At 50.2% G+C, this 12,304-nt stretch carries 11 protein-coding genes; all 11 read right to left on the bottom strand.

Going from position 1 to position 12,304, the window contains the following annotated elements:
* Positions 1–22: 22 nt before the first annotated feature.
* Entirely contained in the window at positions 23–964 is a 942-nt protein-coding gene (locus tag MRJ96_12810; protein MDR4502323.1) for a chemotaxis protein, read from the bottom strand.
* Between the two features lie 109 nt (positions 965–1,073).
* Positions 1,074–2,987, bottom strand: a complete 1,914-nt coding sequence (locus tag MRJ96_12805) for a chemotaxis protein CheA (protein ID MDR4502322.1) — start codon at positions 2,985–2,987, stop codon at positions 1,074–1,076.
* Between the two features lie 122 nt (positions 2,988–3,109).
* Positions 3,110–3,721, bottom strand: a complete 612-nt coding sequence (locus MRJ96_12800) for a protein phosphatase CheZ (protein MDR4502321.1) — start codon at positions 3,719–3,721, stop codon at positions 3,110–3,112.
* Positions 3,722–3,780: 59 nt separating this feature from the next.
* Positions 3,781–4,164 carry a chemotaxis response regulator CheY gene (locus MRJ96_12795; protein ID MDR4502320.1) on the bottom strand — a complete coding sequence of 128 codons (384 nt, stop codon included), beginning with the start codon at positions 4,162–4,164 and terminating at the stop codon, positions 3,781–3,783.
* Between the two features lie 704 nt (positions 4,165–4,868).
* Positions 4,869–5,093 (bottom strand): helix-turn-helix domain-containing protein, encoded by a 225-nt coding sequence (locus MRJ96_12790; GenBank protein MDR4502319.1) that lies wholly within the window; start codon positions 5,091–5,093, stop codon positions 4,869–4,871.
* Positions 5,094–5,174: 81 nt separating this feature from the next.
* Positions 5,175–6,116 carry a response regulator gene (locus MRJ96_12785; GenBank protein ID MDR4502318.1) on the bottom strand — a complete coding sequence of 314 codons (942 nt, stop codon included), beginning with the start codon at positions 6,114–6,116 and terminating at the stop codon, positions 5,175–5,177.
* Positions 6,117–6,251: 135 nt separating this feature from the next.
* Positions 6,252–9,305: an ATP-binding protein gene (locus MRJ96_12780; GenBank protein ID MDR4502317.1), complete on the bottom strand. Its 3,054-nt coding sequence runs from the start codon at positions 9,303–9,305 to the stop codon at positions 6,252–6,254.
* Between the two features lie 123 nt (positions 9,306–9,428).
* On the bottom strand, positions 9,429–10,685 hold the full coding sequence (locus MRJ96_12775; protein ID MDR4502316.1) for a DUF3391 domain-containing protein: 1,257 nt from the start codon (positions 10,683–10,685) through the stop codon (positions 9,429–9,431).
* 135 nt (positions 10,686–10,820) lie between these two features.
* The gene (locus tag MRJ96_12770) at positions 10,821–11,180 is read right to left on the bottom strand and encodes an STAS domain-containing protein (GenBank protein ID MDR4502315.1); all 360 of its coding nucleotides are present in this window, start codon (positions 11,178–11,180) and stop codon (positions 10,821–10,823) included.
* 207 nt (positions 11,181–11,387) lie between these two features.
* On the bottom strand, positions 11,388–11,810 hold the full coding sequence (locus MRJ96_12765; GenBank protein MDR4502314.1) for a PilZ domain-containing protein: 423 nt from the start codon (positions 11,808–11,810) through the stop codon (positions 11,388–11,390).
* Between the two features lie 32 nt (positions 11,811–11,842).
* Positions 11,843–12,292, bottom strand: a complete 450-nt coding sequence (locus MRJ96_12760) for a chemotaxis protein CheX (protein ID MDR4502313.1) — start codon at positions 12,290–12,292, stop codon at positions 11,843–11,845.
* Between the last annotated feature and the right edge of the window lie 12 nt (positions 12,293–12,304).

The raw sequence follows: 12,304 nt of genomic DNA, 5'->3' as shown, positions 1-12,304 counted from the left end.
ACGCTCTGCCCCTAAACGGTCTTCATCCTGCGACCGTTCCGACATGTTGAATCAATTTTTGACGTAAAACCCTGGGATCAAATTTAGTCACGAAATCGGTCACCCCGACTGATTTCCCTTTATCGACATTACAGCGTCCCGACAATGAAGAATGCATCAAAATAGGCAGACCGGTAAATCGAGGATCCTGTCGAACGAGTTTTGTCAGTGAAAATCCATCCATCTCCGGCATTTCGATGTCCGTAAGCAGTCCATCCACGTACGTACTCAGAGGATTCCCCGTTTCCTCAGCGCTTTGTGCGTAAAACCGCAAACGATTCAGAGCCTCTTTGCCGGTACATGTTTCTTCCCAGATCACACCGACGCGATCTAAGGTCTTGATTATTTGTTTCCGTGCCACCACCGAGTCGTCAGCAATCAACAATCGCTTTCCAGCCAGGCTCGGTACTGGCTCGACACCGATGTACATTTCCTCATCCGATTTTGGATGTAATTCCACGAGAACTTTCTCGACATCAAGAATTAACACCATTCGCCCATCATCAAGTTTCGTCACCGCCGTCACCGCGCCTTGGCGGCTGGACTGGACCATGGGGGGCGGGATATGCACACGTTCCCAGGACATCCGGATAATGCGATCCACTCCTGAGACCAAAAATCCCTGTTTTCTATCGTTATATTCCGTAATGATGAGCTTGGCGCCTTCAGGGTCGACTGGCCCCAACCCGATGGCTTGCTTCAAGTCCACAAGAGCAATATTTTCGCCTCGAAGATTCACGATACCCACAATGCGCGCATCGGAGTCAGGAATTTTGGTGACCTGAGGGATTTTCATGACTTCACGAATCTTGAAGACATTGAGCCCGTAGATCTCAGCCGTCCCAAGATGAAACATGAGGAGTTCCATCTTGTTGGCCCCGGCCAATCCGGTCCGTTGATCGATTTCTGCCATCAAAGTCGACATGTTCGTTCTCCCTCAAGAGCGGTAAGTCGTAAAAGTACGCAGGAACAATCCGGGGTATTCATTTCACGTGCTGACTTTTCACGGATTACGGTAAACGTTTCCTGATCCATCATCCCATGACCATCGAGGTGCCACGCACGTCCTGGACCAAATCGGCCATATCTAAGATGAGCACAACCTTTCCATCTCCCGTGATCGTCGCGCCGGCCACTCCAGTTACTTCGGCAAGAAATTCTCCGAGCGATTTAATCACCACTTCTTCTTGAGCACGCAGCCGATCGACCACGACGCCAAAACGACGTTCTCCGATCGCAATCACCACGACATAACATTCGTCGGTCTCGGAATTCACGGGTATCTGAAATTTTTCAGACAGATGAAGCAGGGGAAGAATGCGTTCTCGAAGATTTAACACCGCTTGTCCATTAATGGTCTTGATTTCCTCTTTCGTCACCTTCACAGCCTCGATCACAGAGGCCAAGGGAATCGCAAACGTGCAACATTCGACCTCGACCATCAGGGCTTGAATAATCGCGACCGTTAAGGGAAGCTTAATCGTGATGCAACTGCCTAACCCCACTTCTGAATCCAATTCGATGCTCCCGTTCATCCGACTGATGTTGGTTCGCACCACATCCATGCCAACACCCCGACCGGACAAATCACTGACTTGATCTGCCGTGCTAAAACCAGGAAGAAAGATCAGATTCATGATTTCGCGAGGACCCATCGTCGCAAGATCAGCCTCGGTCACGAGGCCCTTTTCCAAAGCCTTCTGCTTTATTTTTTGAACCTGCAGCCCTCGTCCATCATCTTCGATTCGGATGACGATGCTGTTGCCTTCCTGAGACGCCGTCAACCGCACATAGCCCTCCGGTGATTTGCCGTTCCCTTGCCGCTCAGATGCCACTTCTAATCCATGGTCCATCGAATTGCGAACAAGGTGGACCAAGGGATCGCCCAGCTCATCAGCGACGGACTTATCGACTTCCGTGTCTTCTCCCCGCAATTCAAGACGAACTTGCTTCCCCAGCTTATTCGAAACATCACGGACGAGACGCGGAAATTTGGCGAAGACTTTCCGGATCGGCACCATGCGGGTCTTCATGACCGCAAGTTGCAGGTCGGACGTCACGAGATTTAATTGCGCCAACGTCAGTCCCAGCTCACGAACGTGTGGGTCGTTCTCAAACTGCTCTTCGAGACCAAAGCCCAACTTCATCAACCGATTACGGCCCAGGACAAGTTCTCCGACCAAATTCATGACATGATCAAGACGACGGGTCTCGACGCGAACGGTCTGATCTTCTTCTTTCCCAGACGCGGACCTGGCTTGAGCAGGCTTGGCGGCTTGCATGGTACGGCTGGCCACATCCTTTACCTTCCCCAACATGGATGAGAGATTCGCCTGAGCCTCCAGTAATGGATTCGGTTCTGTAGCTTGACCGTCGGACTCCGATACTTCAATTGGAGAGGGCGGCTCTTCCATGGACACTTCAAGAGAAGGCACAGGTAAAACGACATCTGAGGAGGGCTCAGGCGCCTCAGGTAGAAGACGTTCGAGGGTTCCATCAGCCTCTTCACTCGTGACCGGTTCCGTTCGAGGAGACGCGGCAGTTCCTGTCACCACAGGGGCGCTATCAATCGCCAGGGAAAGTTTGTTCACGATGAGGCTCGTGTCAACGTGGGTATCTTTTCCCGTATCACGGATGTCCTCTTGCAAGAGTTTCACGGCGTCGACGGCCTCGAGAATGATATCGATCACAAAGGGAGAGACGTCCATCTCTCCCTGCCGTAACTTATTCAGAAGGCTTTCACCCTGATGGGCCACTTCCACAAGATTCGCAAAGCCAAGAAAGCCCGCAGAACCTTTCATGCTATGCATCGCTCGAAAGATCTCATTCAATAAATCAGCGTTATTCGGATCAGCTTCCAATTGCACAAAATGCTGATCCAGGGCTTCCAGCATCTCGGAGCCTTCGGCGAGGAAGTCATTCAATATCTCTTTCATCTCATCATTCATGACAGACTCCACATGTTCGTGAAACGGCAGACAGGAAGCGGAATACGGTGTGGACGAGAGGCTTCGTCATCGGAGTATTTTTCTTCTCATTCCCCTTTGTCTTTCAGATCCGCTCGACTCCTTTAGTTGAACCCAAACTCGGATAGAATGTCGTCTACCAGGTCCTGTTTCAACGCGGTACTCTTCGAGGCTTCAAGCTGCTGCAACATTTCATATCCTCGCCCTTCCTTCTTAGTCTTATCTTTCTTATTCTGAAGTCCAAACACCACGACTAGCTTTAAGAGCTTATGTTGGACTTCATCAAGAACGGTCATCAGTTTGGCGACACGTTGAGCCACAATATCTTGGAACCCAAGCGAGACGGTAATGTTGGTAATGCGTGCTTCATCTTCATCGATCAACTTGATGATATCCTGCACCTTCTGTTCCCACTCAGGCTGCCCCGACAGCTCTCTCAGCAGTTTTTTCATTTGCCCATGAGAATGGGTCATTTCCTCGGTTAAGGCCATGACCTTGTGTGTGCCTTCTTCGGTAATTTTGGCCAACTCCCCAAGATGCGCGGTAGCATCCGGCAGCTGATCAGAGGTAGAAGCAACGGGCACTTCCATTTCAGCAATCGTTCGAGTCATCATTTCGACATATTTGGTCAATTCTCCCAATTCATCATAGATCGATTGCTCAGAAGTCTCGGTCAGGTCTTCTTTTGGTTCATCAAATCCCCGGTCTACCAGCATATGATCTCCTTTGTATTAAGCCACACCCGCGACAAGGATTACGCAATCCTCCCGAACACTCATTTTTTGGCAAAGATCTTTTCGAGCTTTTCCTGCAGGGCTTCAGCCGTGAAAGGCTTCACGACATAATTGCTCACGCCTGCCTGCACCGCCTCTATGATATTTTCTTTTTGCGCCTCTGCCGTGACCATAAGGAACGGCAAGGATTTCAGGTCGGCGTCAGCGCGGACATTCCTGAGCAGTTCGATGCCCGGCATGACGGGCATATTCCAATCGGATACCACAAGCCCAAATCCACCAGTCTTGAGTTTGGCCATCGCATCTTGGCCATTTTCGGCTTCGGCAATGTCCGAATATCCGATCTGCTTCAACACATTTTTCACGATCCGTCGCATGGTTGACATATCATCAACCACTAAGACTTTCATATTCGTGTCCAACATAACGTCAACCCTCCTTCGGTTACTCTAACTATCCACACAGTTCGAGGAATTCTTGCAAACACGATTTCCCTCCCCTTCAGATTAGACCTGCATGCAATTCACGCAGAAGCGAAAAGATTCAGTGCAGAAACCAGTATTCACTGACAAAACCTTTTCTGAATCTCATAGTGAGCATCGGTCAAGGTAAAGTATTTCTTAAGCAACGAACCTCGAATATTTCGATCGGATGAATGGAAAAACGCAAACAGTCAGTCCGGCCATGTTCACGAATCAAACATTTCATTCGCGGTGTTCCGATTCATCAGTTTACGATGATCCTACTCTCGACCCTGATCATGATGAGAAGCACGCCATACTCCATCGAAAGTTGGATATCTCCACTCAGTCAGGCAAGACCAAAATCCATTTTCGATGAGACTTTTTTAATAAGCCGGAACATACAGTCCTCATCAATCGTCAAGGCGAGCATGCACCATGGGTGCCAATCAAGGCCCGAAGACTCGTGAAAACTTAATTCTCTGAAGTCACATGGAGAGGAAGGTTGTAGCGTGAACACTTGCGGAGGGCCAACATCGGCCAAGAAATTCAGCGGGGGCAGAGCCCCCACGTGAACTTGTTGAATATGAAGACGTGATAAAACATGAGCAAAAGACAGAGAGAATAAAATGCAGGATACTTCGGCGTACGCAGAAAACCGATCACGGTCAGTTCAAACTAAACCGATCGTGAGCGTTATGAGAAGCCCCGACGCCCACGGCCTCTTCGATCCCCGCATTTTGCACCCAGGCTTCGATTTCTTCTTTGACAAAGCGCCAGTGTTTACCTACCTTATGACCGGGAAGACGTCTTTCGCGAGCCAATTTGTATATCGTCGACTTCGGGACTTTTAAAAATGTAGAAACCTCGTGTAATGTGAGCAAATCATTCATGAAGGTACCTCGTTCCTTAAGGTTGCTAATGTTTTCCGTATCGGAGTTCTCGTTAATAAACTTGAGGACTATTAGAAGAAACTACGAAACTCTTTCGTGAACTTTTTCCTCATCGATCGCATGAGTGACATGAAGCACAACCTCATTTCCCTTGCCCACATACCGAATGTCGTGAATGAGGGTTCTGACTAAAAAAATGCCTCGGCCCGACCCCGATGCGGACAACAATTGATCCTCATTCCTGTTCACCAGACATTTCCAATCGAACCCGTCTCCCTCATCATGAACTCGAAATTCCACCGTTCCCATTGATACATCGTGACAGAAGGAAAGACGAACGCGACGGTTTCGGTATGCTGGACTGTCACGGCGGGTTTCCAGGAGCTCCTCATACGTATCATCAAGTATCGCTCGCCTCTTTTCATCGGAAGAAATATTTAAATTCCCATGTTCCATCGCGTTGATGAGTAATTCTTGCAAAGCTACTCGCACACCTAATATTTGCTTTTCCGACATACATCCACTGAGTGTGCGCAGCGCAGCATTGACGACGCTTCCAACCATTTCAGGCATATTATCGAGGATAAAGGTTCCGTCCACCTGATCGACGACAGGGACAATTTGTTCGTCGGCCTTTTTGGCTCGAACGAGCGTACATGCCCGCTCAACAGCTTGGCGAAGAGCTGAAAATTGAAAAGGCTTAACAAGATAATCCGACGCTCCGGCCTTCAGAGCCGAGATGGCAGCTTCCTCACTCCCGAACCCCGTTACGACGATGACCGGACAAGAGGGAGCGAACACTTTGATCTGACTCGTCAACGCTAACCCGTCACGATGAGGCATATGAACGTCGGTCACGACAACGTCCGGTTTTTCTTCTTCGAATTTTTTCCAGGCTTCATCGCCGTGCTGCGCGGTACTCACAGTAAAGTTCAACATGCGAATTGCCTCAGCCATCGCCTCCAAGATCGACTGTTCATCATCAACGACAAGGATACGTTCCGGAACAACTGGATTCTTCATAGCACGCTCTGAACTACTAATCAGCTAACCAATGCCAGGTCTGTTCATTTACTCTCATGACCTGATCCAAGGTATGGTTGTCATCGAATGGCTCAGCGGATTAATCATTCCTCTACTCGGGGACTGGCCGCATGTTCATTTCGACATGACGGAACGATTGGACTCACAGGATGCTTGAATGCCTCGTGCAACAAGACCTTCCAGGACTGGACATAACTGCACAAACTCATGTTCGAGTTCAACGAACGCGTTCCGCAGCGCCTCAAGATTTTTGGCACGCGCGGCCTTCTCGACTCGTGCTGAGGCGCCAGAAACCTCATGAGCCTGCAAAGTCCCCGATGCTCCCTTCAGTTGATGAGCCTGTCTTTCTAGTTCATGATAGTTCTGCTCCTCAAATGCTGTGTGTATGGCATGCATCAATTCCGGACCTGTTTGGAGAAAAATTTCAACAAGACTCAGTAAAAGCTTCTCATCACCTTCTAATTCCCGTAGGGCATGATCAAGGTCATACACCGGAGCGGTATCAGGGAAAGAGAGAGAGTCAGACTCCTCCATTCCTGAAGGAGCCATCGGTCCTTCCTGTGTGATTGCGTCATGCAGCTCCTCTGACGATTCCCTGGAAGACGATGGCGTCTCGGAAAAGAAGTCGGGAGCCCACTTCTCCAGCATGATTCGAAGATCCTGCGCTCGAACAGGCTTGGAGAGATAGTCATCCATCCCGGCCTCTAAGCATTGCTCCCGATCACCCTTCATCGCGTTGGCCGTCATCCCAATGATCGGCACGTGCCGTCTATTGCCTTGATCATGAATCGCCTCTCGCTCCTCATCTTCCACTTCGCGAATCCGCATCGCCCGGGTCGTTTCCAACCCGTCCATTTCCGGCATCTGCCAATCCATGAAAATCAGATCAAATTCCTCCCCACAAGACACATCCAGAGCCACCCGGCCATTTCCCGCGAGCGTCACCAGACATCCCATTTTTTTCAGCGCCCAAGTGAGGACTTTTTGGTTGACAGCATTGTCCTCCACGACCAGAACCTTCGGCCCTTGCGCTAGGCCTGGACTCTGTAAGACTTGAATGTGCTGATGATCAGGTCTATCGGCGTAAGCGGATGACTCGACCGTCATACCACTGGGCTGATCCTGATCGGATTCAGCCATGCCGGATAAACAGCGGAGTAATGAAGATCGACGAACCGGTTTGTTCAAGCACGCATCAATCTCACAGCCTTCATCTTGATGTCGAAGCACACCCACGCCAATATTCGCGAGCAACACCACACGAAGGTGATGCAGAAGCGGATCGGCCTTCACTGCTAGGATGAACGTTTGCTGGTAAGGTTCTGGAATGCAGGCATCCACAAATAATATGGAAAAGCCCTGACCTTTGACTGCCGCCTCACGCAACCAAACATGAGCTTTTGCACAGTCAGTCGTCGCTTCCCATTTGACCGACCATTCCCGGAATACCCCGTGTAACGCACTGGCTGTCGCAGGCAAACAGCCGACGCTTAACACACGTTCTTCAGAGAACTGGACAACCATCGCCTGCTCTTGCCGATCATCCGGCTCAGAGATAAAAGGGATGTGACACCAAAACGTCGCCCCGCCTCCGTCAGTGGTGTTAACGCCGACACTGCCTTCCATCAATTCTACAAGTTGACGAGAAATCGCCAGCCCAAGTCCGGTTCCACCATACTTTCGTGTGGTCGACACATCCGCCTGCGAAAACGCCTCAAACAGTCGCTGCTGAGCGTCTTCTGGTATCCCAATTCCAGTGTCTTCCACGGAGAACCGTAGATGGACAGAACACGAATGAGATGAACCGGGAGAAGACCACGGGTCATCGGGTTGCGGTATCTTGTCTTGCACTTCCTGATCCTTCTCAGACCTCACATCTTTCCCAACGTTCCGTTCCGCCGAGACGTCCGTCACTTTCACCAATACGTGGCCATGTTCGGTAAATTTGATAGCATTCCCGATAAAGTTCGTCAGAATTTGACGAAGGCGATTAGGATCGCCATGTAAGTAACGCGGCACCATGTGGTGCACATATCCGGCGAGGTCAAGACCTTTTTTGTGGGCACGATCCGCGAACACATCAAGGACATCCTCAAGCACGAGCCGTACATCGAACCTGACGACTTCTAATTGCAGTTTTCCAGCTTCGATCTTAGAAAAATCGAGAATGTCATTAACGATCGTCAAGAGTCCCTCAGCAGAAGAACGAACAAGCGTCGTCCACTCACGTTGCTCCAAGGTCAACGTCGAGTCCATGAGCATTTCTGTCATACCAATCACGCCGTTGAGTGGGGTCCGTATTTCATGGCTCATCGTCGCCAAAAATGCGGCTTTGGCTTTGGTCGCCGCTTCAGCTTTGATCAGGGCTTGATCGAGTTCCCGATTGTTGCATTCCATCCGGCGGGCAAAAGCCGTAAGCTTATCTGCGGCTAGCTTCCGTTCTGAAATATCCATTCCGAACCCACGCACGAGCCCCGCTTCAGGATGTGGACTGAATACCCACGCATACTGATTCTGCCCGACATTGACTTCGATATTTTGTCGGATCGTATTCGTCGTCAAACAGTCATGAATCAAGCTGAGAAAATGTGCTGGAAATGCCTCAGAAAATCCCGAATTCCCGATGCCCGACTCCTGCATCAATCGGGTCATCACAGGATTGGCATACAAGAGATTTCCCGATGCATCCACTTCGATCATGGGAAATGGGCTTTCCTCGGGAATAGAAGACAATTGTCGTGATTCCTCACGTAATTGTATTTCCGTCCGTAAATCACGGAACGTGATCATCGTCCCGACCCCGCCCATCTCCGTCATTGCGAGACACGACAATTCAACCCATAACCATTCTCCTTGACGTGTCCGCAACCTCACACTTGGCGACCAGATCGGCGACTGGGTTTCCTGACAGATGTGAAGAGGACAAGCAGGCCTCTCCCGGTCAGACTCTGGCAGCACACATTCCCAAAGATCATGGGCCGGCTTCCCCTTGACTGACGATTCGCTCCATCCCAGCAGTCGAGAACCCGCATGATTTAAGGAGACGATCGCTCCGGCTTCGTCAATCAGACATACTCCGACGGATAGGGCTTTCAGGAGAGCCTGATTCATGAACAGTTGTTGACGATATGCCTGTTCAAATTCTTGTGGAGACTCTGGACAGCTCATCAATGTTTACCTCAAAGATTCATCGTGTACCGAGTGTGGAAAAAGGAAGATCAAAATTTCCAGACGTTCCTTCTGCTTCTGTACTCCCCACAGCTCACGTTCGACGCCTTCTCTCTTCCATCCTTATAAGTATTTGGCCAGATCGATTTTCAGGCTTGCAGGATTCAGGATGTCTTGGATGACTCGTTCACCTTGCTTAGGACTATGCGCGGCTAAATCTTCGGTGATGGGCACGTGACAACGCTTCCCTTGCGCATCGACGATAATTTTCACCGTCGGCTTTAACCGTTCGAGCGGGTTCGTTTTTATGACGATGGCACGCTCCCCCGTCGACAAACTCACGAGACTGCCTAACGGATACACGCCCACGCATCGAATGAGCGCTTCGACAGACACAGCACGCAACTTCCCGGCATGCGCGTCACGATAGAGCGATCGCATCGCGAGTGCCGTAGGCGTTGACGGTTGAAGGCCCCAAGGACTGACTAATAGATCGAATTGATCGATTAACGCCACGACATCACTCAAATCACACAGATGTTCGGCCGTGAGATGATCAGGATAGCCTGACCCATCCTGTCGCTCATGATGTTCCTTCACCACTCGATGGACTTCCGGCGGAATGGTTTGGCATTCTCCAAGAATGGTAAGACTCCACTCGACATGCCGTTCGAACACTGCCTGCTCATCCCCGACGAGCAGATGCTTGCGACGCAAAATATTTCGAGGCACCCGCACATGGCCCACATCGTGAAGCAATCCTGCCAGCGCCAGCAGCCGCAACGACTCTTCATTCATCCCGAGTTGGATGCCGACCATGGTCGACAACACGGCGACATCGACCACATGTCCATAGAGGGCTTTGTCAAACTGACGAAGATTTTGAATAAGCATCGCCTCAACCAGGCCTTCGCCTTGGGTCATCACGCGCTGCAACAAGGCATTGACTGTTCGTTGAAGCTTGGGTTCGTCGATGGCTTCGCCAGTTTTGATCCCGTCAAAAATACTCTCCATCGCTTTGATGGCGTCATTCCGTACTTCCTCTGCCACATGGGACGAAGTCGGTTCATGTGAGTGGACGGCCGGTTTGCTCTCATCCCCTTGATTGAAGGTCGTTCCACCTTGCGCATCATTGTCGACAAGAACGTCCGTCTGCCTAGACTCTGCCTCAAACACTTCTGTTTGATCATGTTCGCCAACATCCAGTCCGCGTGAAGGATCGATGATCACTTCCTTGATTTCGGATTTTCGAAGGAGATCGACTTCTTTTTGGGTTTCCAAAAGACGATTGTGTCGAAAGAAGGGAGACTTCCACCATGACTCGTCAACTCCGACGAGAAACATCCCTCTCGTCAATTGACTGGTGGGAATTCGCTTCATGCTTGATGTAGAAGAAGGTCGCACAAAAGGAGAAGATACCCTCATGGCAATACAAGACTCATACTATCGCGCTGACAGGCGTCATCGACCACAAACATTCACCTAGGATTTCCGACGGGTCACAGACCAACGGACTTATGATGTCGCGGTTGCCGGACTGGGCGACTGTTGTTTGGCTTCATTCAGCGACGAATATACAGGGACCATTTTCGGCACATTCGCCAGGTCCAATACTTGGCGCACATACGGTTGGGGATTGACGATGCTGAGCTGAGCGTGTTTGCATTTTAAATTCTGTGAAGCGATCACTAAGAGCCCTAATGCTGAGCTATCCACGAACGAGACGCGATCCATATTGATGATAATATGCGAACAGCCTTCTTTTTGAATGCGCTCAACGGTATCTTTAAATGCCTTTCTCGACGAAAAATCAAACCTTCCTTCCAGGTCAAGGACAACAATGCCCTCTTCTCCTGTCTGTTCAGAGATCTGCATAGGAACCTCCTCTCATCAGAAACCCATGTCTGACTAGCTCCAATACCCTTGCGCCACAGTCCATTTTCAGTCATAAATCATGATAAAAAATGGCCCTGCCAATCTTATCGGTCAGAAAACCCAAGGAATTAAGGCAAAAAGCTATTTATTGGTAGGAAAAAATGAAGGAGTGAATCAGAGAATTTCTGATACCCATATGCGGTGCCCTTACTCTACGGCCAACGGATCGATAGTATCTCTCGGCTCTTTACGCTTGATTCCAATGTGGGCTTGGAATTCCTGTTCCACTTGCGAAGTCGGCTCCTGACTGTTTAACAGAACCAGATTTCGGAGGTGACCGAGACTTTCCTCTCCCAGGATCTCGGTAAAATGCACGGCCATGCCCAAGTCGTCAACTCGAATCACGACCCCTCGGACTTGAATGCAGAGCGCGTCAAGCCCGCCGTCCAGGATCAACATGACGCGGCATTGGGAGTTCAGCGGCAATCTCCCCGCACATTCCAAGTACATCCCGTTCATGCTGATGTCGCCAAGATGTCCCTTGATTAAGGCTTTGCCTCCGGCCTGCAATTCGGCTTCCAGTTTGACCTGAACCCGTGTAAACTCTCGACGGTTATCGCTTTCACACATACGGTGTTTCTCCTTCCTGGCGCAGATCACAATTACGTTTGTTGCCACACCGTGACGTACAGTGGTTCTCCCTGACAATTAAACAGTAATTCACTGACTCGCGTATGACTGGAAACAGGCTCGCTTTCACATGTCGAAGGGTTAACGGTGGGAAGCGACAATTGACAGGGCTCGGGGAGAAGCGCCTTGATATTGCCCGCGATGATATTCGAGAGTTCATACATCGCATCCTGCTGATCTTCTTCTGTGACTTCATTGGACTCTTTGCCGAATATTACCGCCGCGGCTGAACGGGTCAGTTTCTCGGATCCCTGTAAGATCACCACACCATTCCAGGAACCAGAAATGCTTACATGACCCGTTAACGAACCTGCCTCGATGTCCGGGGCAGAGGCGCATTGCGTCGCTTGAATGTCCAAGCCAAGCATGGACTGCCATGTGGCCTCCGTGATTTCTAAAATTTCTTGCTCAAGAAATTGCATACGCATTCTCCT

The sequence above is a fragment of the Nitrospirales bacterium genome, from assembly GCA_031315865.1.
Classification (GTDB): domain Bacteria; phylum Nitrospirota; class Nitrospiria; order Nitrospirales; family UBA8639; genus JAGQKC01.
The sequence above is the reverse complement of the archived record's forward strand: the minus strand, read 5'-3'. Positions and strand labels throughout refer to the sequence as shown.

Coding starts and splice junctions, on each gene's coding strand:
- MRJ96_12760 (MDR4502313.1), bottom strand. CDS start 12,292: ATGCAATTTCTTGAGCAAGAAATTTTAGAAATCACGGAGGCCACATGG.
- MRJ96_12765 (MDR4502314.1), bottom strand. CDS start 11,810: ATGTGTGAAAGCGATAACCGTCGAGAGTTTACACGGGTTCAGGTCAAA.
- MRJ96_12805 (MDR4502322.1), bottom strand. CDS start 2,987: ATGAATGATGAGATGAAAGAGATATTGAATGACTTCCTCGCCGAAGGC.
- MRJ96_12810 (MDR4502323.1), bottom strand. CDS start 964: ATGTCGACTTTGATGGCAGAAATCGATCAACGGACCGGATTGGCCGGG.
- MRJ96_12790 (MDR4502319.1), bottom strand. CDS start 5,093: ATGAATGATTTGCTCACATTACACGAGGTTTCTACATTTTTAAAAGTC.
- MRJ96_12795 (MDR4502320.1), bottom strand. CDS start 4,164: ATGTTGGACACGAATATGAAAGTCTTAGTGGTTGATGATATGTCAACC.
- MRJ96_12785 (MDR4502318.1), bottom strand. CDS start 6,116: ATGAAGAATCCAGTTGTTCCGGAACGTATCCTTGTCGTTGATGATGAA.
- MRJ96_12775 (MDR4502316.1), bottom strand. CDS start 10,685: ATGAAGCGAATTCCCACCAGTCAATTGACGAGAGGGATGTTTCTCGTC.
- MRJ96_12770 (MDR4502315.1), bottom strand. CDS start 11,180: ATGCAGATCTCTGAACAGACAGGAGAAGAGGGCATTGTTGTCCTTGAC.
- MRJ96_12800 (MDR4502321.1), bottom strand. CDS start 3,721: ATGCTGGTAGACCGGGGATTTGATGAACCAAAAGAAGACCTGACCGAG.
- MRJ96_12780 (MDR4502317.1), bottom strand. CDS start 9,305: ATGAGCTGTCCAGAGTCTCCACAAGAATTTGAACAGGCATATCGTCAA.